The 26,137-nt window shown below is 50.5% G+C and carries 20 protein-coding genes, 3 pseudogenes and 1 other annotated feature; of the genes and pseudogenes, 4 read left to right on the forward strand and 19 right to left on the reverse strand.

The features are described 5' to 3' along the window. Positions 1 to 2 precede the first annotated feature (2 nt). The 18 genes and pseudogenes from DW965_RS08805 to DW965_RS08880 all read right to left on the reverse strand — a co-directional run bounded on the left by DW965_RS08805 (position 3) and on the right by DW965_RS08880 (position 18,145). Positions 3 to 623 (reverse strand): cytidylate kinase-like family protein, encoded by a 621-nt coding sequence (locus tag DW965_RS08805; RefSeq protein ID WP_055219997.1) that lies wholly within the window; start codon positions 621 to 623, stop codon positions 3 to 5. A 163-nt stretch (positions 624 to 786) separates the two neighbouring features. Next, positions 787 to 2,004 carry an aspartate aminotransferase family protein gene (locus DW965_RS08810; RefSeq protein WP_117509834.1) on the reverse strand — a complete coding sequence of 406 codons (1,218 nt, stop codon included), beginning with the start codon at positions 2,002 to 2,004 and terminating at the stop codon, positions 787 to 789. A gap of 336 nt (positions 2,005 to 2,340) precedes the next feature. Then, positions 2,341 to 2,895, reverse strand: a complete 555-nt coding sequence (locus DW965_RS08815) for a helix-turn-helix domain-containing protein (protein WP_055220001.1) — start codon at positions 2,893 to 2,895, stop codon at positions 2,341 to 2,343. Positions 2,896 to 3,087: 192 nt separating this feature from the next. Then, positions 3,088 to 3,803: pseudogene (locus DW965_RS08820) on the reverse strand (SigB/SigF/SigG family RNA polymerase sigma factor). A 33-nt stretch (positions 3,804 to 3,836) separates the two neighbouring features. Further along, positions 3,837 to 4,307: an anti-sigma F factor gene (gene spoIIAB, locus DW965_RS08825; protein WP_270423031.1), complete on the reverse strand. Its 471-nt coding sequence runs from the start codon at positions 4,305 to 4,307 to the stop codon at positions 3,837 to 3,839. A gap of 38 nt (positions 4,308 to 4,345) precedes the next feature. Continuing rightward, positions 4,346 to 4,669, reverse strand: coding sequence for an anti-sigma factor antagonist (locus DW965_RS08830; protein WP_022461763.1), 324 nt, complete (start codon positions 4,667 to 4,669; stop codon positions 4,346 to 4,348). A gap of 207 nt (positions 4,670 to 4,876) precedes the next feature. Continuing rightward, a complete protein-coding gene (locus tag DW965_RS08835; RefSeq protein ID WP_022461762.1) occupies positions 4,877 to 6,292 on the reverse strand; it encodes a tetratricopeptide repeat protein in 1,416 nt (471 codons plus the stop codon). Between the two features lie 9 nt (positions 6,293 to 6,301). After that, complete coding sequence (locus DW965_RS19330) at positions 6,302 to 6,475, reverse strand: hypothetical protein (protein ID WP_022461761.1); 174 nt, start codon at positions 6,473 to 6,475, stop codon at positions 6,302 to 6,304. Between the two features lie 26 nt (positions 6,476 to 6,501). Beyond that, complete coding sequence (locus tag DW965_RS08840; protein WP_055228045.1) at positions 6,502 to 7,797, reverse strand: bifunctional folylpolyglutamate synthase/dihydrofolate synthase; 1,296 nt, start codon at positions 7,795 to 7,797, stop codon at positions 6,502 to 6,504. 182 nt (positions 7,798 to 7,979) lie between these two features. Further along, on the reverse strand, positions 7,980 to 10,196 hold the full coding sequence (locus DW965_RS08845; RefSeq protein ID WP_117761616.1) for an LTA synthase family protein: 2,217 nt from the start codon (positions 10,194 to 10,196) through the stop codon (positions 7,980 to 7,982). Further along, positions 10,197 to 12,847: pseudogene (locus DW965_RS22105) on the reverse strand (valine--tRNA ligase). It lies immediately after the preceding gene. Positions 12,848 to 12,942: 95 nt separating this feature from the next. Further along, positions 12,943 to 13,163, reverse strand: a binding site (T-box leader). A 110-nt stretch (positions 13,164 to 13,273) separates the two neighbouring features. Then, positions 13,274 to 14,074 carry an MBL fold metallo-hydrolase gene (locus DW965_RS08855; protein ID WP_055220012.1) on the reverse strand — a complete coding sequence of 267 codons (801 nt, stop codon included), beginning with the start codon at positions 14,072 to 14,074 and terminating at the stop codon, positions 13,274 to 13,276. 72 nt (positions 14,075 to 14,146) lie between these two features. Further along, positions 14,147 to 14,587 carry an SseB family protein gene (locus DW965_RS08860; protein WP_242991156.1) on the reverse strand — a complete coding sequence of 147 codons (441 nt, stop codon included), beginning with the start codon at positions 14,585 to 14,587 and terminating at the stop codon, positions 14,147 to 14,149. Positions 14,588 to 14,670: 83 nt separating this feature from the next. After that, positions 14,671 to 15,630 carry a hypothetical protein gene (locus DW965_RS08865; protein WP_119198287.1) on the reverse strand — a complete coding sequence of 320 codons (960 nt, stop codon included), beginning with the start codon at positions 15,628 to 15,630 and terminating at the stop codon, positions 14,671 to 14,673. A gap of 18 nt (positions 15,631 to 15,648) precedes the next feature. Continuing rightward, a complete protein-coding gene (locus tag DW965_RS08870) occupies positions 15,649 to 16,221 on the reverse strand; it encodes a M48 family metallopeptidase (protein ID WP_117509826.1) in 573 nt (190 codons plus the stop codon). 157 nt (positions 16,222 to 16,378) lie between these two features. Then, the gene (locus DW965_RS19115; protein ID WP_156327580.1) at positions 16,379 to 16,516 is read right to left on the reverse strand and encodes a hypothetical protein; all 138 of its coding nucleotides are present in this window, start codon (positions 16,514 to 16,516) and stop codon (positions 16,379 to 16,381) included. A gap of 22 nt (positions 16,517 to 16,538) precedes the next feature. Next, on the reverse strand, positions 16,539 to 17,294 hold the full coding sequence (locus tag DW965_RS08875) for a transglycosylase domain-containing protein (RefSeq protein ID WP_227093886.1): 756 nt from the start codon (positions 17,292 to 17,294) through the stop codon (positions 16,539 to 16,541). Positions 17,295 to 17,584: 290 nt separating this feature from the next. Beyond that, positions 17,585 to 18,145, reverse strand: coding sequence for a biotin transporter BioY (locus tag DW965_RS08880; protein WP_022461328.1), 561 nt, complete (start codon positions 18,143 to 18,145; stop codon positions 17,585 to 17,587). A gap of 278 nt (positions 18,146 to 18,423) precedes the next feature. On the opposite strand from DW965_RS08880, the pseudogene DW965_RS22110 reads away from it, so the two are divergent. Further along, positions 18,424 to 19,796, forward strand: a pseudogene (locus DW965_RS22110) (MATE family efflux transporter). Positions 19,797 to 20,002: 206 nt separating this feature from the next. Here DW965_RS22110 and DW965_RS08890 read toward each other — a convergent pair. After that, positions 20,003 to 22,432, reverse strand: coding sequence for a glycoside hydrolase family 3 protein (locus DW965_RS08890; RefSeq protein WP_117761610.1), 2,430 nt, complete (start codon positions 22,430 to 22,432; stop codon positions 20,003 to 20,005). 393 nt (positions 22,433 to 22,825) lie between these two features. Here DW965_RS08890 and DW965_RS08895 point away from each other — a divergent pair, with 393 nt between their 5' ends. From DW965_RS08895 to DW965_RS08905, 3 genes are read left to right on the forward strand one after another with little or no spacing between them, the layout of a single operon-like run. After that, positions 22,826 to 23,941, forward strand: a complete 1,116-nt coding sequence (locus DW965_RS08895; protein ID WP_117761609.1) for an MGDG synthase family glycosyltransferase — start codon at positions 22,826 to 22,828, stop codon at positions 23,939 to 23,941. A 9-nt stretch (positions 23,942 to 23,950) separates the two neighbouring features. Next, positions 23,951 to 24,604 (forward strand): glycerol-3-phosphate acyltransferase, encoded by a 654-nt coding sequence (locus DW965_RS08900; RefSeq protein WP_117761649.1) that lies wholly within the window; start codon positions 23,951 to 23,953, stop codon positions 24,602 to 24,604. Between the two features lie 55 nt (positions 24,605 to 24,659). Beyond that, positions 24,660 to 25,847, forward strand: coding sequence for a pyridoxal phosphate-dependent aminotransferase (locus tag DW965_RS08905; protein WP_117761608.1), 1,188 nt, complete (start codon positions 24,660 to 24,662; stop codon positions 25,845 to 25,847). The last annotated feature ends 290 nt before the right edge of the window (positions 25,848 to 26,137 follow it).

Consider the following 26,137-nt stretch of genomic DNA (forward strand, 5'->3'; position numbering starts at 1 on the left):
GCTTATTCCTCCCCGCTTCCGTATTTCTTCTGAATCAGTTCCTCGAGATACTCCGCTGTGCCCTCCACACCAAGGAATGCACTGTTGATCAGAATGTCTCGGTTGTGCCGGTCTCCGCGGTTGCTGCCGGTCAGCGCCAGATGACGCTTGTGATACCGTTTGTCCTTCTCGAGCAGCAGAATTTTTGCATCGCTCTCGGAAAGGCTGTGGCTCTTCATGATATTCTGAATGCGGATCTCATCCGGTGCATAGATAAAAGCCCGGAGGAGCTTGATATCTTTGCTGTCCTTTAAGATGTAATCCGCGGATCGTCCGATGATGACGCAGGCCTCTTTTTCTGCCAGTTTCCGGATGATCTGCTTCTGTACATGAATCGCACGCTCGGTCAGGTCCGCATATTTGGAGAAGGATCCACGGACATCGCCCTCGGCTCCTTTTCCGGCAATCGTACCGCCCTCTTCTACACGGTTCATGATGTCTTTCGGAATTCCGACTTCTTCAATAATCTGATCCACCAGTTCGCGGTCGTAGAACTTAATTCCGAGATCCTCCGCAATTTTCCTGCCGATGGCATTTCCTTTGGCTCCGTACTCGCAGCCGATTGTGATAACCAGATGTCCCATACCGTTTTCCTCTCACATTTAATTTCTCTGTTTTACCTGTTGTTTCCGATTCACAGAATGAAAAGAAAAACAGGACAGGGGCGAAGCATGGTTCTTTGCTTTTTGACGTCCTTGTCCTGTTCTTTTCACGCTATGAGATTTTCTTTGTTTCTATAAGAATTCTTTATTTTTCCAGAGCTTTTACGGTTTCTTCGATGATAGCAACTGCCTTGTCGCAGTCCTCCTCGGTTACGATAAGCGGAGGGATCAGACGAATGATGTGCGCTCCGATGGCGGTGATCAGCAGATGGCGGTCAAGGCAGCCATGTTTGACTTCTACGCCGCTGATGGTATCATCAAACTCTACGCCGACCAGCAGTCCCTGATGTCTGACTTCTTTGACATGCGGCAGTTTTGCTAATTTTTCTGCGAAGTAATCACCGACTTTCTTTGCATTTCCGGCAAGGTCGCGGTCGATCAGTTCGTTGACTTCTGCCAGTGCTGCTGCACAGCTGACTGGATGGCCGCCGAAGGTAGTTCCGTGAGATCCCGGGGTAAAGGCTTTTGCTACTTCAGCTGTTGCGCAGATTGCGCCAATCGGCATTCCGCCGCCAAGACCTTTTGCCATGGATACGATATCCGGTTTGATGCCGTAATTCATGTAAGACATTACCGCACCGGTTCTGCACCAGCCGGTCTGTACTTCATCAATCAGAAGCAGCATGTCGTTCTCATCACAGAACTTCCGGAGTCCCTGCATGAACTCTTTCGTTGCCGGATGAACACCGCCTTCGCCCTGTACCGGCTCAACCATGATGGCAATGGTGTTTTCGGTACATGCATCTTTGAAGGCCTGCAGATCATTGTACGGTGCGTAGGAGAATCCGTAGGTCATCGGTCCGAATCCAACCTGGCATCCGTTGCCCGGCTGACCGGTTGCAGACATGGCACCGAAGGTTCTTCCATGGAAGCCCATCTTTGCGGTTACGATGTGGTAACGGTTCGGGCCGTATTTCTCGATGCCGTACTTTCTTGCCATTTTGATCATGGCCTCGTTCGCCTCGGTACCGGAGTTCTGATAGAAAATCTTGTCCATGCCGATGGTCTCGCAGACTTTCTCAGCAAGCAGTGCCTGCGGGATGGTGTATGGATAGTTGAAGGTATGCATGATATCGTCGAGCTGCTCTTTTGCTGCTGCAACAACTTTCGGGTTTCTGTTTCCGGCGTTGTTTACGGCGATTCCTGCGTAAAAGTCAAGATACGGCGTTCCGTTTTCGTCGTACATGTACATCCCCTCTGCGGTTTCTGCAAGGAAATCGAAACGCTCGTAGGTCTCGATCATGTACTTGTTTACTTTGTCTTTGATGTCTTGAACCGTTAATCCTGTGTCTTTTAATCTCATAGTGTTATCCTCCCATAGCGTTGAAAAGATTTTTTAAATAAAAAACAAAAAAGCAAAGACTACTCGTTGGTAAGCGTCTTTGCTTTGTTTTTCGTTTATTATTTTGTACAACCATACAATAGCACCACTCCCTATATTTGTCAATTACTTTTTTTTAAAAAGTTTTTTATTTTTGTTTTTTTTTTAACACCCGCTTTTTCTATTTTTTTGATGTTTTTTCGTCTTCCGCCGTATTTTTTTCATATCCGTTGTTTTTTATTCTGATGTTCCAGCGGATTTCTGTCCATTATATTGAACAGTTCATTCAAAAAAAGAAAGCCTGTTATTCTGCGGCTTTTAGTGATAGTCGAGAAAGAAACACATGCAGCTCGTCTTCTCCGTCCCTCTGTTGCGGTAGATGTGGGTCTGGTCTGTCTCGAAACGGAATGCCTGCTTCAGGTGGATCTCATGCTCTTTTCCATTGCACTCCACGGTCATCACGCCATCTGTCACCACCAGGTACTCTCTTGTTTTCTCTCCGTGGCCGCCGCTCACATACGTTCCGCCCGGTTCGATGTCGATGCGGTAGATTTCCACAAGCCGCGTGTCCTCATACGGAAAGCACGTCCACACAGTGTACTGCCCCTCCAGCTCTTTCGTCGGAACCAGATCCTCCGGTGTCACAAGATAACTATCCACCAGCGGCGTTGCAATCAGCTCTTGAAATTCAATCCGCAGGCCGCTCGTAATCTTCCCGAGCACGCCAAGCGACGGGTTCGCCGTTCCCTTTTCGATCTGCGAGAGCATACTCTTGCTGACCCCGGTCTGCTCTGAGACCTGGTCGAGACTCATCCCTTTCGACTGCCGGATCCGTTTCAGATTGACCGCCACATTTTCTGTCAGATAATCCATGTTCTTCCACCTGCCTTTCTTCGTATTTCGCTCATTGTAGCACACCTTCCTCCGATATTCCAGTGAATATTTTTAAACTTTCTGCCGCCTTTCCCCGCTTCGCCTTTCTTTTCTTCCTTTATCCGCCCGGGTTCAGGCGCTTTTCTCTGCCTTTCCCAGGAAAAGCGCCCTTCCGCCGGATTTGTATTTTTGTCAGACCTTTTCCATCCGCATCTGCCGCAGAATCTTCTTTTCCATCCGCGACACCTGCACCTGCGAAATCCCCAGTTTTCCGGCGATCTGCGCCTGCGTCATGTCCTGAAAATAGCGCATGTAGATGAGCTGCCGCTCCTTCGCGGGCAGTCGTCCCAACAGCTCTTCCAAGAAAATCCGGTTCAGCAGCTTTTCCTGCCCGTTCTCTTTTTCCGGAATGCGGTCCATCAGAGAAATATCGTGGTTTTCCCCCTGATAGATGGTCTTCTGCAGCGATTCCACCTCCGCGCCGGACTCCATCGCCTCCACGATTTCTTCCACGGTAACATCAAGCTCCCCCGCTATCTCCGCCAGCGTCGGATCGCGCCCGTTCTCCCGCTCCAGCCGCTCACGCACCGCATACGCTTTCCACGCCAGTTCCCGGATCGGGCGGCTCACCTTCACCATCCCCTCCGACCGCAGAAACCGCCGGATCTCCCCCGCAATCATCGGAACCGCATACGTCGAAAAACAGACTTCAAACGAAGGATCAAATTTATCAATCGCCTTCAACAGCCCAATGCTCCCGATCTGGCACAGATCCTCCATCTCCACCCCGCGGTTTGCAACCGCCTCACCATGCTCCAGACCAGTCCCATATTTTCCTCTGCCAGTGTATCCCTTGCCGCTTTATCCCCTTCGTGTGCCTTTTCGATCAGGGCAAGCGTATGTTCCATGCATTCTGACTCCTATGACTTCCGATCCGGCCCTTACATTTCCGGATGCACACCGATTTTCCGTTTCATCACCACTTCCGTCCCCCATCCCGGATGCGACCTTACTTCCAGCTCATCCATAAACGCCTCCATAAACGAAAACCCCATCCCCGACCGCTCCAGCTCCGGGCAGGTCGTAAACATCGGCTCCATCGCCTTCTCCACATTTTCGATCCCGACGCCGGTATCTTTTACCGTCACCTGAAACACCTTCTCCTCCAGATCCAGCACACACTTCATCTGAATTTTCCCTTTTTCCTGCCGGTATCCGTGAATCATCGCATTCGTAACCGCCTCCGAAATCGCCGTCTTGACATCCGCCACTTCCTCCACCGTCGGATTCAGCTGCGCCAGAAACGCCGCCGCAGACACCCGCGCAAAACTCTCATTGCAGGGACGGCTCTCAAATTCCAGCGTCATCGTATTCCACCGCATCTTCTCTTCTGTTTTCATCCTTTCTCGCATCATCCCATTCCCCTTTCTGCCCACTCCCCGTCCAAAACCTACTTCCACGTCTTCTCCTCTTCCACCTCAATCACCCGCGTCACCCCCGACATCACCAGAATCCTCCGCATCCGCTCTCCCACATGCACCGCTCTCACCTTCCCGCCAATCAGCTCCATCTCCCGAAACCTCCCCATCACCAGTCCAATCCCCGAACTGTCCATAAACACCGTCTTCCGAAAATCAAACACCACCTCCCTCACATTCCTCTCCACCAAAATCTCCCCCGCCTCCTCCCGAAGCCGGTCAGCCACAAAATGATCCACCTCTTCCGGAAGCCGAATCGTCATCACCGCATCCTTCACCCAAACACGATTATCCATTTCCTATCCTCCCTCTTTCCTGTCATAAAATAAAAAACACAAAAGATTTTTCGCCGTAAAGCGAATTTCATCTTTTGTGTTTTATCTTCTCACTTTTATACTTTTTTGCCCTTCGTCCCACGCAACCTCCGCGTAGTCAGTGGTATCAGCCCGACGAAACAGCGCCGCATCTCCTGCGGCATTCTGCCCCGTGGGCATCCGTCCTCACTATTCCTCCGTCTTCACAGTCCCCCCCAGCGCCTCAATCTGCTGCTCGGCCTTAGTAGCCTTCTGGGTTCCCGGGAACTTATCGATGATCTCCTGGAACACCGAAATCGCATTATCGGTATCCCCACTCAGCCGATACGCATGCGCCAGATAGTTAAGCACCGTATAGTCACTGTCGTTGATATTCTTAGCCTTCGAAAGCTTATCAATCGCCTCAGTGTAATTCGCATCGTCAAATGCATTCACACCCGACTGCGAAAGCTCCTGGAACATAGACGACTGCATGCTCTTGTAAATAGTGTCATACACAGCCTTTGCGTCCACAGAAAGCACCTCCGGGTTGACCTCGGTCAGTGCGTTTGTTGCGTTGCTCGTGTTGCCCTGCTGCTGCGCTTCCACAGCCTTTAAAAGGTTCTCGTAGGAAGCCGCCGTATCCTGTGCCGTCTGGATCTGCTGCTGCGCAGAAGCCGTCGTTTCGTTCAGAGAATCCACCTGGCTCTGGAGCTGGTTCAGCTGGGCCTCCTGGCTCGCCATCTTGCCGCTGTATTCCACAACCTTCTCGTCCGCCTGCCGGTTAATTCGCTGCGTATTCGCAGGCCCGATCAGGAACCACACAACCAGTGCGCCAAGCACCAGCCCAATACCGATATTCAGCATCGTTGCCGCTGTAGACGTCTCGCGGAACGTCGGCGGAATAATCACCGTATCCCCGCTTACCACACGCTCACGCTCGTCCTCGCGCTGCTCCTCCGTACGCTCCCTGCGGCCGAACCGCCGCGGCTCCAGCGACGTCTGCGTACCCGTCTGGAAATCAACCTCCTTCAGGAAACGAAGCGTCGTCGAGTTCGTCTTGTCAATTTTCGCCGCCTTTTTCAGAATCTTCCGCGCTTTCTCATACTCACCCTTGTGAATATAAATCAGCGCCAGCAGATGATATCCCTTGATCAGCTTCGGATTCTGGTTCAGAATCTTGCGCAGCTGGATCGCAGCCACATCCTCATTGTTCTCGCGGCAGCATTTCAGCGCACTGTTGTATTTCTTGATCGTCTGATTGATCATATCCAGCTTCGCCTGCTCCGCCTGCAGCGTCGCAATATACTCCGTCGCCACATTATTCTCCGGCATAATATTCTTGCTGATGATCCACTCACTTAACGCCGCAACCGCTTCACCCGTCTCAAAATAGACAAGGCCTAACAAGTTCCGCGCATGGATATTGTATTTGTTAAACTTCAGACTCCGCCGCAGCATATCGATCGCTCCGGAAAGATCCCGGATCTCTGCCTTGTCGAGGCCCAGATTGTAGTACATATTCGAAAGAGAAAAACATTTTCTCTGTACTCTCAGGTTAAAACCACAGTTGGGACAGATCTCCATTCCGACATCCACAACCGATTTACAATTCATACAGTTCATTCCGGCACCTTACTCTTCCTTTTCCGCTTCTGTCTCGTTTTCCTGTTCCGGCTTGTCGTTTTTCATCATTTCTTTCAAAATGTCGATCACATCCGTCAGATCACGGCTGTAAATCGCATCCTCCACCTCGTCCACATCGAGACATGGTTTAAACTTCTTCAGTTCTTCTTCGTAATTTAACATAAACAAAAAATTCCTTCCTGTATTCGCTAACCATTCCGCTTTGCAAGATATGCTTTCAGTTCGCCCGCCAGATACAGAGAACCCACGCAGAACAGCATGCCGCTGCCCTTTTTGCCCAGTGCCTTCTCATACGCTGCCCCGATCTCCGGTTCCGCGCAGACATCCGTGCATCCTGCTTTTCTGAAGTCCTCTGCAAGCACTTCCGCCGGTACGACGCGGCTTCCGTCGATCTGCGTTGCAACAACATGGGACGGATGGATGCCCTCGCAGATTTCACCGATCATCTCATGATAGTGCTTGTCTGCAACTGCCGTGAACAGAATCGTGATCTCGTTTTCTTTCGCAAAATAGCCTGCCGTGCTGACAAACTGTGCAATGCCGTCCTCGTTGTGCGCGCCGTCGATGATGACGCCCGGCGCAGCCATTTCCATACGGCACGGCCATTTGATCTTCGAAAGGCCTTCCGCAAGCACGTTCTTAGGAATGTCGTGCACGTCCTGCAGAATATGCATCGTGTAGAACGCAAGGCTTGCATTCATCATCTGGTATTTTGCCACGTACGGAATCGCAAGCTCTGCTTTTTCGCCGCCCGGATATGCAAAGGTAAAGGTGATACCCTCGCGGCTCTGTGTTTTCATCTCATAGAACGACGGCTCCATCGGCCATGCCGGGCTTCCCATCTCTTTCGCCTTTGCGGCAATGACAGAAGCCGGACCTGGCTGGCTGGCGTCGTAGATTACCGGGACACCGGCTTTGATGATGCCGGCTTTCTCTCCCGCAATCGCCTCGAGGGTGTCGCCGAGATACTCGGTGTGGTCGCGGCTGATGGACGTGATGATGCATGCCAGCGGCTTTTCGACCACATTTGTCGCATCCAGCCGTCCGCCAAGGCCGGTCTCCATGACCAGGTATTCCACGCCGGCTTCTTTGAAAATCAGCATTCCCATCAGGAACAGCGTCTCAAAATAGCTCGGATGGCCTTCGCCCTCCGCCTCGTATTCTTTGGCTGCTTTTTCCACTTTGAGAAATGCGTCGAGAAACTGCTCATCCGACACATCTTCCCCGTTGATCTGAAACCGCTCGTTGATGCGTACAAGGTGCGGGGAGGTAAAAAGTCCTGTCTTTTTGCCGCCTGCAAGCAGCATCGCATTCAAGTACGCGCAGACGCTTCCCTTTCCGTTCGTGCCCGCCACATGGATAATTTTGATCCCTTCCTGCGGATTCCCAAGGCGCGAAAGAAGCTCCCTCGTATGTTCCGGCGGATGCTTCACCGTAAATTTCGGTATTGTTTCGATATAATCAACTGCTTCTGTATAATTCACTTTATTTCACCATTCTTCAGTATTTTAGGGCTGCTTTCAAACCCTAGTATCATTATAATCGAGTGACCGGATATGTCCATAGCAATTTTCAAAATTTTGTCCCGACTTTTCGACTTTCCCCGTAAAAAGATACAGTGGGACGTCAAAATCCGCCCCACTGTATGATCTTTCGGACACTCTTTTTAATTCTGCAGACCGCCGTCTTCGGCCGGTTTATCGCTGTTTTCTGTTTTTGACGGCTCAATCTTGTCGCCTTCGCCCTCCGGCGCACCGGACGGCGCTGCCGTCAGTTCATCCTGCGGCGCAGTGCTCGTATTGGCATTTTCCTGCGTCACATCTGTTTTCGTGCTGTCCGGGTTCGGCGTCGACGTCGGTGTAGATACCGTTTTTGGCTCTTCATACATCATCGGCTCTGTCCTTGTCAGCACCTTCTTCGTCGAGCTGTTGCTCTGCTGCGCGATTGTAATCTGATCACCGTCTTCCAGGGTCAGACTATGCACCATCAGAATCGACGGGCTGACATAGACGGTATCCTGTATCTCCTCGTTGACTTCCACACGGCTCGATGCCGTAAAGTTTTCTCCGTAAAAATACCAGGTATCTTCTCCGGATTTTTCGATTCGTTCCAGTGTTACCGGCAAAGCACCCATCTGCAGCTTCACACGCTCATACGGTGTCTCTCCGTCTTCTCCGTAAACGTACCGTTTTCCATACAGCATATCATACTGCAGCACCTCGAGATCCACCTGATAATTCTTCGTATTCCGTCTCGTCTGATGATACCGGAAAATGGTTCCGTCATGAATTCCCACACGGTTCATAACCTCTGCTGCAATCTGGTAGGAAGCAATGTTTTCCTGTTTTCTTTTCAGTCCCATATTATCCCAGATTACGTATTCGGTCTGATACAGATAGCGGTTCTCCAGATCTTCTACTTTCAGTCCCATCGTTGGCAGATGGTCCCCGTACATCACAAGTACCACCGGCTCCGGATAATCCGCAAGCTTTGTCGTCAGCTCTTTGACAAATATGTCCATCTCATGAATCTGATTTACATAATATTCCCAGGAGTAATTATTTTTTTCCCGGTCTTCCGCGCCTGTCACTGTAATCTCCGGATCGTCAAGCACCGGCTCTGTCGGATAATCACCGTGGCCCTGTACCGAAATCGTATAGATATAATCCGGTTCGTCTGTCGCATCGAGCGTTTTTATGATCTCTTTTGTCAGAATATGGTCTTTTACCCATCCTGTCGCCGTCACATCCGAGATATCCGGCATATATTCCTCCGAGGTAAAGGTATCAAAACCAAGACGTGAGAACACACTTCTTCTGGAATAGAAGTTTGCTTCATTGTTGTGGATCGCATGGGTCGCATAGCCAAGATTCTTTAAAACATACGGCGCACTCTCACACGTCTCCTCTGAAAGCACCGATTTGTACGGATACTCACCCGCTCCGAAATACCGGAGGCTCATGCCGGAAATAGTTTCAAACTCTGTGTTTGCTGTTCCGGCTCCCACCACCGGCACGCGGAGATAACCGGAAGAATAATCCTTCATCAGCTGCCGGTAATACGGGATCGGATCCTCGGAAATGTTGAGGAAATTAACCAGCTCCGGATCGAAAAAGGACTCCAGCTGCAAAAAGATAATATTCGGTTTTACCGTATCATCCTCTTTTTGTTCGCCTTCACTCGTCTCAATCTGTTTCACGAGCTGTTCGGAATAGCCGTTCGGCTCTGAAATTCCCGTATCAAACAGGGTGACTGCCAGACAGTACGGATAGCCGTAATCCTGGTAGGCAAATGCGATGTTGACGAAATAGCTGGAAAGCACACGCTTTGCAAGCGCCAGATTTGTTGCTCCCGTAAAGAGTACAATTACCAGAGCAATCAACGGCACATTCAGATACCAGCGGATTTTCCCCTGAAATTTCGGTCCTTTGATCCAGACCCATACAAAAAATGCCAATAATGCCACAAGGGCTGCTACGACGAGGATCATGGTACCTTTCGACAGATACTTCGTCACGACCTTTGCGCCGTCGCTTAAATTCCGCAAGTCCGGTCCGGTAAACGGCGTGACGCGGTTTGCCAGAATCACACCGTTAATGATGCCGAGCAGCAGCCAGAAGCTGCTCATGATGAGCCGCACCAGCACACGTCTGCGGAACAGATAAACTACCATAAAGGTAGTGAAGATCAAAAATGCATTGTACAAAAAGACCCATGGGCTTTCCACCATGTAGCTCCATGCAGATGCCAGCGAATGGCGGGAAAATGCTTCAATCACCAGATACAGAATACAGCATCCCAGGGCCTGCAGTGGTAAAGAGAGCCAGTTGCAGACTTTCACTACGGTTTCCTTGTTTCCATGCAGTTTTTTTCCTTTTTTCATTTATTTTTTCAGCTGCTCCAATCTTGTCTGAACCTGCTCCATCATCTGCTGATAGTTCGCCAGTTTTTCTTTCTCTGCCTGAACCTTTGCCTCCGGAGCTTTGTTAATAAAGTTCGGGTTTCCAAGCATGCCGTTGGAACGTGCGATTTCTTTTGTCAGACGCTCCTCCTCTTTTTCGAGACGGGCGATCTCTTTTTCGAGGTCAACCAGCTCGGCAAACGGAATATAAATCGTTGCCTGCGGGATCACTGCAGATACCGCATCGTCTGCAATGCCGGCTTTATCTGCCTGTACGTGAACTTCGCTTGCTCCTGCCAGAGTTCCGAAGAATACAGCACCATTTTTGAAGGTTTCCTGTACAGCAGCATCTTCGGTTACAACGAATACGCTTGCTTTCTTTGACGGCGGTACATTCATGCTGGTGCGTACACCACGGATGCTTCTTACGGCCTCTTTCATCATCTCAACAGCTGCCTCATCCTCTGCGTATGCAAAGTCTTCGGTCTCTTTCGGCCATGCAGCGATCATGATGGAATCCTCTTCCGGATTCAGCGTGCAGTAGATTTCCTCTGTGATGAACGGCATGAACGGATGCAGCAGTTTCAGTGCATTGCCGAGAACGGTTTTTAAGGTCCACAGTGCAGCGCCCTTCGTCTCGTCGGTCTCGCTGTACAGACGCGGTTTTACCATCTCGATGTACCAGTCGCAGAACTCCTCCCATATGAAGTCGTAAACTTTCTGTACGGCGATGCCGAGCTCGTAGCGGTCCATGTTGTCCGTTACTTCCGTTGCCAGCGTGTTTACCTTAGAAAGAATCCATTTATCTGCCAGTGTCAGTTTGTCTTTTGGCATTTCAGACGGAACTTCTGCTTTTTCCAGGTTCATCATGATGAAACGGGAAGCGTTCCATACTTTGTTTGCGAAGTTACGGCTGGCTTCTACACGCTCCCAGTAGAAACGCATATCGTTTCCAGGTGCATTACCGGTCATCAAAGTCAGACGGAGAGCATCTGCACCGTATTTGTCAATGACTTCGAGCGGATCGATACCGTTTCCGAGGGATTTACTCATCTTGCGTCCCTGGGAGTCACGAACGAGTCCGTGAATCAGTACGTGGTGGAACGGAACCTGTTTGGTCTGCTCCAGTGCGGAGAATACCATACGGATAACCCAGAAGAAAATGATGTCATATCCGGTTACGAGAACATCCGTCGGATAGAAGTAATCAAATTCCGGTGTTTTCTCCGGCCATCCTAACGTGGAGAACGGCCACAGAGCAGAACTGAACCAGGTGTCCAGGGTATCCGGGTCCTGAGTGAGATGGGTGCTGCCGCATTTCGGGCATTTTTCCGGCATTCCGCCTCTTACAACCGTGATCTCGCCACAGTCATCACAGGTATAGGCCGGGATACGATGACCCCACCAGAGCTGACGGGAAATACACCAGTCGTGGATATTGTTCAGCCAGTTCTGATAAATCTTGCTGAAACGATCCGGGATGAAGTTTACTTCCCCGTTCTTCTCTGCTTCGCTGGCAGCGGCAGCCATATCCGCCATTTTTACAAACCACTGTGGTTTGATCATCGGCTCTACGGTTGTCTTACATCTGTCGTGGGTTCCTACGTTGTGAACGTGATCCACTACTTTTACAAGAAGGCCAAGCTTCTCGAGATCCTCTACCATGCTTTTCTTGCCTCGTAGCGGTCCATGCCGGCGTATTTGCCGCACTTGTTGTTCATGGTTCCGTCATCGTTTAAGATGTTGATCTCTTCGAGGTTGTGGCGTTTTCCTACCTCAAAATCGTTCGGGTCGTGTGCCGGTGTGATTTTTACGCATCCGGTTCCGAACTCTTTGTCTACGTAAGCATCTGCGATAACCGGGATCTCACGGTCGGTCAGCGGAAGCTTCAGCATTTTTCCTACAATATCTGTATATCTTTCATCCTCCGGATTGACAGCTACGGCAGTATCGCCGAGCAGAGTCTCCGGACGGGTCGTTGCGATTTCTACGAAGCGGCCTTCTTCTCCAACTACCGGGTAGTTGATGTGCCAGAAGTGGCCTGCCTGCTCCTGATATTCAACCTCTGCATCGGAGATGGAAGTCTGGCATACCGGACACCAGTTGATGATGCGGCTTCCTTTGTAGATCCATCCTTTTTCATACAGACGGCAGAATACTTCTTCTACGGCTTTGGAGCATCCCTCGTCCATGGTGAAGCGTTCTCTCTCCCAGTCTGCGGAGGAGCCGATCTTTCTTAACTGGCTGTTGATGCGTCCGCCGTACTCTTTCTTCCACTCCCAGCAGTGCTCCAGGAATTTTTCGCGTCCGATTTCATCTTTGTCGATGCCCTGCTCTTTGAGCATATTGGTAACCTTTACCTCGGTTGCAATCGCCGCATGGTCGGTTCCCGGCTGCCAGAGGACTTCATATCCCTCCATCCGTTTGAAACGGCAGAGAATATCCTGCATGGTGTTGTCGAGTGCATGGCCCATGTGAAGCTGTCCGGTTACGTTCGGAGGCGGCATCATAATGGTAAACGGTTTTTTGTTCGGGTTTACAGTGGCGTGGAAATATCCTTTATCCAGCCATTTCTGATACAGTCTGTCCTCGAGTCCTTTCGGATCGTAGGTCTTTGCGAGTTCTTTGCTCATGAGATCCTCCTTTTATGTTTGGTGTATTGTGGTATTTATTCCCGCAGAGGCTTGTCTTAAATCAAAAACGCCCTTCACATACACATAACATGCATGCAAAGGGCGAAAATTCCGCGGTACCACCTTAATTTGTATCTCGTTTCGGAGTCTGTAACGTGACTCATGCGTGAGAACCTAATCATCACATCTTCTGTGCTTTTCAGCTCTCCGGTTCAGAAGCTACCTTCCATGACCACCTTCCCGGACAGCCTTTCAGCCGGTGAACCGTCCTCTCTTTTGGGGCCTGCCATGTACTCCTCTTCCTCATAACCTTTTCTTTTTCTGTTGGAATAGAAACTGCATTTATCATAATCGCGTTTTTTTATTTTGTCAAGCCGCCGCGGGCAAAAACCTTTCTTCTTATGGAAGTTTTAAGATTTCACGCGCTTATTTTCGGTGAATCCGCGATGCACAGTACTGCATTTCTGCGCGGCCGTACGACGCGTAGCGGACCTGTTCTTTCGAAAACGGCTTCGCATTGCTTGGCCGTCCCAGGTTTTCGCCGTGGATCACCTGATCCACAAGGTCGATGAGATCTGCGAGAACGCCGAGGCTGAGCGGATTGTAAACCGGATGCGCCGTCGATTCAAACACCTGCGTGTGATGACCGCCGAAGAATTTCATGCGGCCGCCCCTCTTCACAAGCCACACCATCAGTCCGACCAGCCCGTCGTAATACTCTTCCAGGCTCGTTCCGCCCGGCACCTGCATCCAGACACCGCAGCCGCTTCCGATCGCATCTCCGGTGAACAGGTAATTCTGTTTCGTCTCAAGCACAACGACGCTGCCCGGCGTATGGCCCGGTGTCTGACAGACGGCCAGCTCTGTGCCGCCGAGCGGAATCACGGAATCGGTACGGATGTCATGAATCTCCTCCCACGGTTTTAATTTTCCCGCTGTCAGCATCACAAGCGTCTCTGGATCCATCTTCTTTTCATCGTGGCACATGTACACCTCATCAAACTCATCCATGTGATACATGTGATCCGGATGCGCATGCGTGATGACCAGCAGAAGCGGCTTGTCCGTCAGCTCACGGATCACCGGCAGAATCTTTGTGCCTGCCGTAATGCCGGTATCAATGACAGCCGCTTTTTCTTCACCTTCTACTACATAGAACGATGAATTTCCTGCGTCCAAAATACAGTAAATTTTTTCCCCGATTTCTGTTACCTGAAAACCCTCCATGATGTAAAACCTCCTTAAAATAATAATGTACCCTCGGAGTCTTTCTGTGCTTGCTTTTTTCCTTTCGGCAATTCAGTGCCCCGCATTCTCTTCCCCGATGATAATCGAAAGCAGCGTATGATCCAGCATGATCGTGCGGTTCCACGGATTGAAAATCACACCGCTGATCTCCTTTGTTTCGGATGCCATGTGGATCAGCTGTTCCAGACTCACGAGAAACGTAGATTTCACGCTGCTGCTCCCCTTTAATTCCTCATCAAAGCTCGTAAACGCGGCCCACCAGACTTTTCCGTCTGCGCTCTTTACCGTTCCGATCCGGATCTGATCGTCGCCGGATGGCGGTTCCACGGAAAGAATCGCCTGTCCGCCCTCTTTCATTCTGCGTCGGATCACCGTCAGCACATGCGCCAGCAGTTCCGGCGTCGGCTCCTTTTGCAGTCCCAGAATTGCTTCCTCTATCGTTTCATTCCCCTGCAGCCCTTCGTCCTTTGGAGTTTCCATTTCTTTTGCCATTGCTCTTGTCCTTTCTTTTTCGCTTTTCCCACACAGAATCTGTGTACCATCATCCCCGGCAGCTTCGTCACTTCCGATGACATTTACTCTGCGCCTACCCAGATGCCGTCTTTCCCGCAGAATCTGCGCTCTTTTGATAAATCCAAAACGTTTCCCATCCTCTTTAAGATCTGATCGTACTTCCCTTCCCGCATCAATGCAATCGTCACCTGATCCGTTCCGATCTGCAGATGGCGGAAGCCGCGTTTTCCTTCCTCCGTCCACGGCAGAGTCAGCTCCAGTTCAAAGCCGCCGCTGCTTCCGTACAGCTCACCCGGCTGTTCGTCCGCAAACAGCTCGAAAAGCGGCTGATAATATGCTTTGAAATAATTCTCCTCTGGAAACCAAAGTGTCCCGTCCCCGGTCCGCTCCGGCTCTTTTACAACGGCATTCAGATAGCCTCTCTCGTAATACGTCATGCACGCCGCGCTCTTCGCCAGCGGATTTTCATTGATCTTCTCGATCTCCGACGCCGCCCGGCATCCGTTTCCAAAGGCCGCCTGGCTGTTCTCGCTCCTGCCGACCGGCTCCCAGACGCTCCATGCGTTCTGCTTTCCGTATCCGATCAGATCCTGGCGGTATGCACCGTTGTATTTTACAAATTTTTTCTCCCCCGGCTGCTGGATCAGGTTCAGCGGTACCATACAGTCAATTCCGTACAGCTTCTGCGCAATCAGCCGCGTGTAGATGATGCCGAGATAATGACAGATTGCACTGCGCTCCGCCGTGTCGAGATACATAATCTGCTCCGCTTTTACCAGCTGGTCGCCGCGTGTTTCGAGCACACTCTCCACCATCGCAATCCGTGACTGCAGCTCCGCCTTCCGTTTTCCGCGGTAGCGCGCCGACAGACGGCCGTACGGCATCGTGCTTGCAAGAACCGCGTGCAGCAGCTCCAGATTCGTGTATTTGATCATAATATCTTTCTTATTTAAACCGAGCTCTGCGTCGGTATCGACTTCCGTCACATTGATGATATATGTTTTTTCTTCGGTCAGTATCATTTGTTTTGCCTCTCTTTTTCAGTACTCTCTTCCATGCTCCTTCAGCCAGCTCTGCCACACTTTGTAATCGGGCATCTGCTGTGCCACCACCGCGTAAAACCGCGCGGAATGGTTCATCTCTTTCCGGTGCGCCAGCTCGTGGATAACGACGTAATCCATCACGTGCTCCGGCATCAGCACCAGCTTCCAGTTGTAGTTCAGGTTTCCGGCGCTGCTGCAGCTGCCCCAGCGGGTTTTCTGCTCACGAATTGTGATTCTGCCATACGTTACGCCCATCTCTTTTGCAAAATGTGCCGTCTTTTCCGCCAGCATCTGCGCCGCACGTTTAACCGCCGCTTTTCGTTCTGCTTCCGTCAGACGGTTCGCTTCTTTCTGCTCTGCGGCCGCCAACGCTTTTTCCCGGTGTGTGTGAATCCAATCCTGTTTTTCTTTTAAGAATGCTTCGATTTTGTATTTTGCCATCCGTTTCGGTGCGCGCACCACCACGCTTCCATCCGCTTTGACCTGGACGGCGAGCGTTTTACGGGCGGAATACACGATCTCATAGGGAATCTGTTTTAAAATCCGTTCTGCGCTGTCTTTCTGTTCCATTTATTTTTCCTCAAAAGCTGTCTGTTTTACCATTTTTTTGCCTGTTTTTCATTATACCTTTTTCCCGGCGGAAACGCAATCGGATTGCTCACAGAAAAAAAACGCGAGCAGAATCACCGTTTTTCTTCCGGCAATTCTGCTCACATTTTTCCTTCTCTTATTTCAGCTCAATTTTTTTCTGCTTTCTTCGGATGCACAGCCTCACAAATAAAATCGCCGCCTGCACACAGAGAATCATCACCAAAATTCCAATCATGGACAGCGCTGTTGCCCCCAGTCTGATCAGTTTTCCCATTCTTTTTTCCTCACTTTTCTTTCTATCGTGCCAGAACCGGATCGGCTGCCGCATCCCACAGCAGGCTGTCCGTCTCACTTTGTTCCAGGTATCCATATTTTACCATTGCCGCCAGCACCTGCTTTTCCCGCTGCAGCGCCAGATCCGCGTGGCGCGACGGTGCGTAGGCGGACGGTGCATTCGGGATTCCGGCGAGGAGAATGGCTTCGCTGTCGGTCAGCTCCTGCGGTTCTTTCCCGAAGTAGCCAAGCGATGCTTCTTTCAGTCCATAGTAGCCATCCCCGAAATAGATGGTATTGATGTACAATTCCAGAATTTCTTCTTTCGAGAGCTGCCGTTCCACATAGAGTGCCGTCCACGCCTCTGCCGCTTTCCTGGCAAATGTCTTATTCTGATCGTAATACATGTTTTTTACCAGCTGCTGTGTGATGGTACTGCCTCCCTGCTCCGGTTTCATCACGCGGATATCATGTACAACGGCCCGCGCCATGCTGATCCAGTCTATCCCGTGATGTGTGTAATACCGGTGATCCTCAACAGCAAGCACCGCTTTTTTGTACAGATCCGGCACCTGTTCAAGAGAAGCCCACTGTGCTCCGCTTCTGGCTTCCTCTACTGCCTGCGCGAGCGGCTTTTCCTTCACTGCCTTCTGATAGGAAACATATCCCTGGATTGCCCAGAACATTCCGGCCGTCAGCAGGATCAGGCAGAAAAATGCCAGAAAACCTCCAACCATTTTTCCCGCTGTTCCCCGGTGTTTTCGTGTTCTTTTTCTCATAGTTTCAAACCCCTTTGTTGTTCTTTCCTGCTTTCTATCCTACCATATCTCCCTTAACGCCTTCTTGCCTCTTTCTTAGGAATTCATTAAAATTTTGAAACTGTATGAAATGCATTTTGCACGTTTTCAAATAACCGCTGCTGCTGCGGAATACTTTAACCGAATCAGGCAAGTAGCGAAGCGGATTGCGAATATCCGCTTGACAAAACAGAAAAAGACAGACACCTGGCAGATTGTCAGGATGCCTGTCTCTTGTTTTTATCTTTTGGTTTTTCAGAAACGCTCTGTGATTATGCTGCGGTTCCGTAGTTCATTACATGAGCTGCTGACAGTGCTTTTCGAACGGCTACACCGAGAATTTCAGCTACTACAACGGAAATCACATCTTTTACGATGTACGGAACGGAAACTGCAAGGAACGAAGCCGGGATCGTGTTTCCTGTTACAATGGAAAACTGTACCACACCGAATGCGTGACATACCGCAAGACCTGCGATTCCAAGAACGAATGGTTTGCCCGGGAAGCCTTTTTTAATTCCGGCACCGCAGAGCATTGCCATCGGAATAAATCCGAAAATAAAGCCGCCGGCCGGTCCGAGAAGAGCGCCGAATCCACCGCTCATGCCGGCATAAACCGGAACGCCGATCGCGCCGAGGATCAGATAAAGAGCGGACGATGCACCTCCCAATTTCCAGCCAAGCACGTAGCCGCAAAATGCCATTGCAAAGGTCTGCAGCGTCACCGGAACGCCGGTCGGAAGCGGAATCGTCACAATGGACAGTACCGCAAGCACTGCCGTCATCATGCCGGTCAGTACAATCTGTTTTGTGGTAAGTTTTGATTTTTTCATGAATGTAAGTCCTCCTCGCAGGTTCTTGTATCCAATTCTTTCTGCTTTCGAATTGTTAACCTTGTTTCAATATAGGTTAATATTTCATTTTTGTCAATCCCTTTTTTAAAAATGCAGAGAGTTCTGCTACGATTCTGTTACACTTCCTGAAAATAGCGGTCACCCTCTTGTTTTCTGTTTTCTTTCTATGGTATACTATATAGTCTCGGAGTTTTTCCGGGAATGTTCACCCGATACAAACGATGAATTTTTATTCCATTTGAAAGGAGATACCCTCTATGAAACCTTCCGAAAATCCTCTCGGCTCGGAACCGGTCAGCTCTCTTTTGCGGCGTTTTGCGATTCCGAGCGTCATCGCGATGCTCGTCAGCGCCCTCTATAACATGGTAGACCAGCTCTTTATCGGTCACAGCATCGGCGTGCTCGGAAACGCAGCGACCAACGTAGCGTTCCCACTCAGCATGGTCTGCACATCCATCGGTCTGCTCTGCGGCATCGGCGGTGCTGCAAACTTCAATCTCTGCATGGGCAGAAAGGATCCGGAGCACGCGAAATCCTATGTTGGAAATGCCATCTCCATGCTGGCAATCCTCGGTGTGATCCTCTGCGTTGCCGTTCAGCTTTTTCTGCGTCCGATGATGCTTCTCTTTGGTGCGACGCCGGATGTCATTGATTACGCCTGTACTTACACCAGAATTACCTCCATCGGCTTCCCGTTTCTGATCGTCACAATCGGCGGCTCCAACCTGATCCGCGCGATGGCAGCCCGAAATTTTCCATGCTGTGCAACCTGGTCGGCGCGATCGTCAACACGATTCTCGACCCGCTGTTCATCTTCGTTTTCCACATGGGCATGGCAGGTGCAGCGCTCGCCACGATCACCGGACAGATTTTATCATTCGCGCTCGTTGTCTTCTATCTGCGCGGTTTTAAAACGCTGCCGCTTTCTCTTTCCGATCTGAAGCCAAAAATAGCCTGCTGGGCACGGATCGCTGCGCTTGGTGCAACTCCGGCATTCAATCAGGTGGCAATGATGGTTGTTCAGATCGTTATGAACAACACACTGACCTACTACGGCTCCAATTCCGTCTATGGAAGCGACATTCCGCTTGCATGCGCCGGTATTATTTCAAAGGTGAATATGCTGTTCTTCTCCTTTGTCATCGGCATTTCCCAGGGACTTCAGCCGATTGTCAGCTTCAACTTCGGTGCACAGAAATATGACCGCGTGAAGGACGCTTATAAAAAAGCAGTTTTTGCGGCGACTGCCATTTCCATCGTCGCCTTCCTCTGCTTCCAGCTCTTTCCGCGCCAGATTATCGGCATTTTTGGTTCCGGTTCAGAAGAGTACCTGCATTTTGCAGAGCGGTACTTCCGCATTTTCCTGTTTTTCACATTCCTGAACGGTATCCAGCCGGTCAGCTCAAACTTCTTTACCTCAATCGGAGCACCGAAGAAGGGTATTTTTCTTTCGCTGACGAGACAGATTATTTTCCTGCTTCCGCTGCTGCTGATTTTTCCGTATCTCTTCGGCATTGACGGCGTGATGTACACTGCACCGATTGCAGACCTTGCAGCCGCATCAGTCAGCATCGTTATGGTCGTGCGGGAATTTAAGATCATGGCAGAGCTACAGAAGGCTACTGCCTGAAAACAGGTTTCTTTCCCGGAGCGTTTCTGCAAAAGACTTTTCGTGAGCTGCGGTCGCCAGAGTCTTGCTACAGATCATTGCCGTGTAAACAGGAAAGAATCCTGTCCGGAAAGTAAAAAATCGTATGCTGTTGCTTTTTCCACAACAGCATACGATTTTTTTATGTGTTATCCACACTTTTCTTTATTTATTCACATGCATCCACATCAGTCCATGCGAAGAATCATGGTCAGGATTCGTTTTGCACAAAGAGCGATTTCGTCGCGGGTGATGTATCCCTTCTCAAATGCCTCCTGTACGCGCTCCTCGTATCCGTTTGCCATCTTGATATCATTTCCGGCTTTTGTCTCGCGGTAATGCTCGCCGTGGGTCCACCAGTCGGTCGTTACCATTCCCTTAAAGTCCCACTCACCGCGCAGAATACCGGTCAAAAGATCCTTGTTCTCAGATGCCTGAACGCCGTTGATCAGGTTGTAGGACGACATGATTGTGTATGGATCTGCCTCTTTTACAATGATCTCGAAGGCTTTCAGGTAAATCTCACGCAGCGCACGCTCGGAAACGCGGGAATCGCTGTCTTTTCGGTTTGTTTCTTTGTTGTTGCAGCAGAAGTGTTTCACACTTGCCCCGATATGCTCGGACTGCATACCGCGTACCATTGCCGCACCGGATTTTCCGGCCACAAGCGGATCCTCGGAATAATACTCGAAGTTTCTTCCGCAGAGCGGGCTTCTGTGAATGTTGACAGCCGGGGTCAGCCAGATGCCGATATTGTTTTCTTTGACTTCCTCTCCGCCGGCTTTACCGATCTCTTCGATCAGCTCCGGATCCCAGGTGCAGGCAAGCAATGTTGCACACGGCCATGCGGTCGTGTTGACGCCACACTGCGGCTGAATGCGAAGGCCTGCCGGTCCGTCTGCGGTCATGATATTCGGGATGCCGTACTCAGGCAGATTTCCCATGCCAAACGTGTTGGCAACTCCTGTGTTCGGCTGACCGCCGAGCAGATGAATAAGTGCTTCTGTCGGAAGCTTATCTACAAACTCGTCGAGCGTTTCTTTTCCTTCGACCACATTCATCAGGTTCGGATTCGTCTTTGCTGCTTCCATAAGCTCGCCAAAGCTCTTTCTCTCCTGTGCTTTGACTGCCGGGAGGAAGCCTTCCAGAGTCAGCTTATCCTGACGCTCCAGTCCTTCTTCCTCGACAGGGCCGTTATCGGTCGGAAGCGCTTCGTAGGTTCCATCCGCAAGGAGACGTTTTTCCAGCTTATGCGGAGCGGCAAGGCTGGTGTACTGTGCAGTCACTTTTGCCTCTGCCAGATCGTAGGTGAAGTCCAGTTTCTTCGCATCTCTTACATTGTTTCCAACGTAGAAGACGTAGCTTCCTGCCTCAAGAACATAGGCAGATTTTGCAACCTTTCCAAGGTCATCAAAAGATGCCATATCTTCCACTGTAAAGGAAAGAACGACTCTCTGTGTCTCGCCTGGCTGCAGCAGTCTTGTTTTCCGGTAAGCGCCGAGCTCTTTGGCCGGTTTGCCAAGCTTGCCCTGCGGTGCGCCGTAGTAGAGCTGTACAACTTCTTTTCCGGCACGTTTTCCAGTGTTGGTAACAGATGCTTTTACAACAATCTTTCCATCCTTCTCTTCTGCACCCAGAACTTCTGTCTCAAAGCTGGTGTAGGAAAGGCCGAAGCCGAACGGATAATTGACCTTCTCCGCTGCGCCAGGAATCGTCTCGAAATAACGGTAGCCAACGTAGATATCCTCGTTGTAATCCACGTAATAAACGGATTTATGGAAGTTCTCGGTGGATGGATAATCCTCGAGGGTTGCTGCGTAGGTATCAACCAGTTTACCGGATGGGTTGACGTCGCCTGTTACAACGTCCGCTGCCGCGAGGCCGCCTTCCATGCCGCCCTGCCATGCCATCAGCACCGCCGGAATCTCTTTGCAGTCTTTGAACCAGCTGGTATCAACCATACCGCCGACGTTCATGACAACGATGACATTTTTAAAGTTTGCTTTTACTTTTTCTACCATGGCTGCTTCGCCGTTTGTCAGGCAGAAGTCGCCGTTTTCGAAGATGCTGGCGCTCAGCTCGATCTGTTTTTTCTCATCCTCAAACAGCTCATAGCCTTCCTCGGTGATCTGGCATTTGCGGTCCCAGCCCTCGCCGGAGAAGCGGCAGATGGTAATGATTGCGGTATCGGTATATGCTTTTGCTTTCTGTACCAGCTCGTCCGGTACTTCCGGCTCTCTTGTCATGCCCGGTACAGCGCCTGCAGCATACTGTTCTTTTACATTTTTCTCATAGAATTCCGGAAGTTCATGGAACAGAGAAACCTCCCCCTCGGCCTCTTTGATCTTCATGCCTTCGTAGAAGTTGCGGATATACGCAACGGTAACGTCACCGCTTCCGCCGCCGCCTTTTACGTAATCAATCGTTCCTTTTCCAAATAAAGCTACTTTTGTGCCTTTTGCGAGCGGCAATGTCTCGTTCTCGTTTTTCACCAGAACCATACCCTCGCCTGCTGCTTTTCTGGAAAGTGCGATATGTTCCGCGCTTCCTGTTACCCTTTTTCCGTCTTTTCCCAGCGGCAGAACCGGCTGGTAAAGACTTCTCTGCCATTTACCCATTTTAAGCTTACCTCCTGTATTTTCTGGTTCGCAGATCGCTTTCCGAACGCGCCCCATTCTGTCTCTATGATACGAAGTTTTGGATGGGATGTCAATTGATTTTTCAGCATTTTATCCTGTTTTTTGTTTCTTTTTCTTTCAGTTTTATTCTATTTTACCAATTTTTTTCAGGCACCAGTCGTTTTCCTTTCTCTCAAAATCTTGATCCGCAGGTGAATGCTCCGTCTGCGTCTCCCCGATATTTCTGCTGCCTGTCGCCTTCCTGTTATATCAGACACTTTTCTCCTTTTGTGGATTGCCCGAAATATAACAGAGTTCTATACTAGAGCGTGTCTGAAAAATCTCGTGATCCTGTTTCTTTCGGAGATACAACAAAAGAATGGAGTTTTTCTTATGAAGGTACTGATTTTATCCTGCAATACCGGCGGTGGCCACAATGCTGCGGCCTCTGCATTAAAAGAAAGTCTGAATTTTTATCACCACGAAGCCGAGGTTCTGGATCTGATGAGCCTCGGGCGAAAGCATACCTCCGCACTGGTCGGCGGAGCTTATGTGAAGCTCGTCTCCGTTTTTCCGGCCGGCTTCGGCGCACTCTATCAGCTTGGTGAGCTGGTACGGAAATTTCCCTGGAAATCCCCCGTTTACTATGCAAATGCGCGGCTTGGAAATGTGCTTGCAGATTATATTGATCAAAACCATTTTAATGCCGTTGTCACCACACATCTTTATCCGGCGGAAACACTGACCTGGATGAAACAGAAAGGGCGGCTGACGATTCCCTGCGTTGCCGTTGCCACCGATTACGCGTGCATTCCGTTCTGGGAAGAGACGAACTGCGATTACTATGTGGTTCCGCACAAGGATCTGATCCCGGAGTTTGCATCCTGCGGTATCCCGGAAGAAAAACTGCTTCCTCTCGGTATTCCGGTGCGGCCCGCATTTGCGCGCCCTGCATCCAAAGAGGATGTGCGCCGCCATCTCGGTCTTCCCGAGAATGCTCCGCTGTTTCTCGTCATGAGCGGCAGTATGGGATTCGGCAAAGTGCATCTGCTCGCACATGAACTTGTTTCCCGGCTGGAAAACGGCGAACAGGCTGTGATCATCTGCGGAAATAATAAAAAACGGATGCGTTCGCTCCGGCTGCAGTTCCATAAGAACCCAAATGTACATATCATCGGTTTTACACGCCACGTTGCGGAATATATGGCCGCTGCCGATGTGCTGTTTACAAAGCCCGGTGGCTTAAGCAGTACCGAGGCCGCTGTGCGGCGCGTTCCGCTCGTCCACACTGATCCGATTCCGGGTTGCGAAACAAAAAACCGTGCTTTTTTTGTCTCACGCGGAATGTCCGTGACCGGCGCACATCAGAAAGAGCTGGCAGAGGCCGGTATTTCGCTTGCCTGCGATGATGCACGTCAGATTGCGATGCGCGATGCCCAGCGAAAAAACAGCCATCCGCAGGCGGGAACGTCAATTACACACCTTTTGGAAAAATTAGTTTCGGAGTAACTGCTTATGATGCTTACTGCTTATTTGTTTTATAGTTTCTTCGGGTACCTCTCGGGCAGCGTACTGTATTCGTACCTGATTCCAAAATACTTCTGCCACGTGGATGTCCGAACTGTGAATGAAGATCAGAATCCCGGTGCCTTCAACGCCTTTTCAGTGGCCGGACCGCGGATTGGACTGCTCTGCGTCCTGTGCGATATCGGGAAGGGATTTCTGCCGGTATTTCTGGCGGCGCACAGTTCCGCTGTTTCGATGGGTTCCTGGATTTTCGCCCTGATTCTGCTCGCCCCGGTGGCCGGACACGCATGGCCGTTTCTGCAGCCTGCGAAAGGCGGAAAGGCGATCTCTGTCTCGTTCGGCGTGCTGCTCGGCCTCCTGCCGGATCTGCGGCCGGCGCTTCTTCTGGCGGCGTTTTATCTGACGTTTTCGTTGATTCTCATTATCCAGCCACACAATCTGCGCTCGATCGTTTCGTTCTCCGGGTTTGCCGTCGCCGCACAAATTTCCCGATTTCTTCCGTCCGTGCGGCTCGGCAGTCTGCTGGTATCGCTCGTGGTCTGCTTCCGCCATCTTTTCAGCCTGCGGGAGCATGAGACCGAAAATGCTGCATTTACAATTCAGTCTTTGTCTGCTAAAATAAGGAAAAAGCAGAAAAAAGAATAATATTTACAGTTCATTTAAAACAGCGGCAAACAATTTACTTCAGGAGGATTGACACATGATTTCAGAAAAAATGGTAACTCTCGGCACAAAAAAATCGGTAATCCGCGAGATTTTCGAATACAGTAAAAAACGCGCTGCCGAGATCGGCACAGAAAACGTCTTTGATTTCAGTATCGGAAACCCAAACGTGCCGGCTCCGGCCTCCGTTCATGAGACCATCAAGGAGCTGCTCGATTCCAAAGACGATTACTATCTCTTCGGCTACACCTCCGCGCAGGGCGATGCCGATACCCGCGCCGCCGTTGCAGCCGACCTGAACAAACGCTTTGGTACCACGTTCCACGCTGACAACTTCTATATGACCTGCGGTGCAGCCGCTTCGCTCCGCATCGTCCTTGGCGCTTTAACCGTTCCGGGCGACGAGTATATCGTATTTACCCCGTACTTTCCGGAATACCGTGTTTTCATCGAATCTGCAGGCGCAGCCATGATCGAAACGCCGGCTGATTCTTCCACGTTCCAGATCGACTTTGACCGCCTCTCGGCCACTGTCACAGCGCACACCAAAGGTGTTTTCGTCAATTCCCCGAACAATCCGTCCGGCGTTGTCTACACAGAAGAAAGCATTCAGAAGCTCGCTGCTTTTCTGGAAGCAAAATCTGCCGAATACGGCCATCCGATTTATCTGATCGTTGATGAACCGTACCGCGAGCTTGTCTACGGAGACGTGGAAGTTCCGTATCTGACAAAATATTACAAAAACACGCTGGTCTGCTACTCCTACAGCAAATCCCTCTCCCTGCCGGGCGAGCGTATCGGCTACGTTCTCGTTCCGGATGAGGTCGATGATGCAAGAACCATCTACGCAGCCGTCTGCGGTGCCGGACGCGCCCTCGGCTTCGTCTGCGCACCAAGCCTGATCCAACACGTCATCGCCAAATGCGCAGGACAGGTTTCGGATCTTTCGGTCTACAAGAAAAACCGCGATCTGCTGTATGATTCATTAACCGCCTACGGCTTCACCTGCGTTCACCCGGACGGCGCTTTCTATCTCTTCATGAAAACTCCGGAACCGGACGCGTATGCATTCTGTGAGAAAGCGAAAAAACACGAACTTCTTCTTGTACCCGGCGATGACTTCGGTGCACCGGGATTCGTACGGATCGCGTACTGCGTTACCACTGCACAAATTGAGCGGGCACTGCCGGCGTTTAAGGAACTGGCGGGAGAGTATTTTGGATAATTTTTCAACTGTCAACTTTTCTTAAATAGATGTTGGGTCAAAAGGCTTTTTGACCCCTTTGACCCCGGTATCTTACATATAGTAAAAAACGGACACTGCTTCATCTTTGAAACACAGCGTCCGTTTTTCTTTTATTCTCCTACATCCTGTTTTCCAATCACAACTTTACATCTTTTCTTCCACATCCCTGTTCTGACACACGCATACCGCTCGCTTTCGATGATCTGTTCCATCGCTGCCGCTCCTTTCTTTTGAGCTATCTCAATCGCATAAGGCGGGCAGGACTTGAA

The organism is Blautia sp. AM47-4, from assembly GCF_003479865.1.
Taxonomy (GTDB): domain Bacteria; phylum Bacillota; class Clostridia; order Lachnospirales; family Lachnospiraceae; genus Fusicatenibacter; species Fusicatenibacter saccharivorans.

Bases quoted from the DNA above. Each gene is read 5' to 3' on its own strand.
- DW965_RS08805 (WP_055219997.1), bottom strand. From the start codon at position 623: ATGGGACATCTGGTTATCACAATCGGCTGCGAGTACGGAGCCAAAGGA.
- DW965_RS08810 (WP_117509834.1), bottom strand. From the start codon at position 2,004: ATGAGATTAAAAGACACAGGATTAACGGTTCAAGACATCAAAGACAAA.
- DW965_RS08815 (WP_055220001.1), bottom strand. From the start codon at position 2,895: ATGGATTATCTGACAGAAAATGTGGCGGTCAATCTGAAACGGATCCGG.
- spoIIAB (WP_270423031.1), bottom strand. From the start codon at position 4,307: ATGCGAGAAAGGATGAAAACAGAAGAGAAGATGCGGTGGAATACGATG.
- DW965_RS08830 (WP_022461763.1), bottom strand. From the start codon at position 4,669: ATGGATAATCGTGTTTGGGTGAAGGATGCGGTGATGACGATTCGGCTT.
- DW965_RS08835 (WP_022461762.1), bottom strand. From the start codon at position 6,292: ATGAACTGTATGAATTGTAAATCGGTTGTGGATGTCGGAATGGAGATC.
- DW965_RS19330 (WP_022461761.1), bottom strand. From the start codon at position 6,475: ATGTTAAATTACGAAGAAGAACTGAAGAAGTTTAAACCATGTCTCGAT.
- DW965_RS08845 (WP_117761616.1), bottom strand. From the start codon at position 10,196: ATGAAAAAAGGAAAAAAACTGCATGGAAACAAGGAAACCGTAGTGAAA.
- DW965_RS08855 (WP_055220012.1), bottom strand. From the start codon at position 14,074: ATGGAGGGTTTTCAGGTAACAGAAATCGGGGAAAAAATTTACTGTATT.
- DW965_RS08860 (WP_242991156.1), bottom strand. From the start codon at position 14,587: ATGGCAAAAGAAATGGAAACTCCAAAGGACGAAGGGCTGCAGGGGAAT.
- DW965_RS08865 (WP_119198287.1), bottom strand. From the start codon at position 15,630: ATGATACTGACCGAAGAAAAAACATATATCATCAATGTGACGGAAGTC.
- DW965_RS08870 (WP_117509826.1), bottom strand. From the start codon at position 16,221: ATGGAACAGAAAGACAGCGCAGAACGGATTTTAAAACAGATTCCCTAT.
- DW965_RS19115 (WP_156327580.1), bottom strand. From the start codon at position 16,516: ATGGGAAAACTGATCAGACTGGGGGCAACAGCGCTGTCCATGATTGGA.
- DW965_RS08875 (WP_227093886.1), bottom strand. From the start codon at position 17,294: ATGAGAAAAAGAACACGAAAACACCGGGGAACAGCGGGAAAAATGGTT.
- DW965_RS08880 (WP_022461328.1), bottom strand. From the start codon at position 18,145: ATGAAAAAATCAAAACTTACCACAAAACAGATTGTACTGACCGGCATG.
- DW965_RS08890 (WP_117761610.1), bottom strand. From the start codon at position 22,432: ATGGGTAAATGGCAGAGAAGTCTTTACCAGCCGGTTCTGCCGCTGGGA.
- DW965_RS08895 (WP_117761609.1), top strand. From the start codon at position 22,826: ATGAAGGTACTGATTTTATCCTGCAATACCGGCGGTGGCCACAATGCT.
- DW965_RS08900 (WP_117761649.1), top strand. From the start codon at position 23,951: ATGCTTACTGCTTATTTGTTTTATAGTTTCTTCGGGTACCTCTCGGGC.
- DW965_RS08905 (WP_117761608.1), top strand. From the start codon at position 24,660: ATGATTTCAGAAAAAATGGTAACTCTCGGCACAAAAAAATCGGTAATC.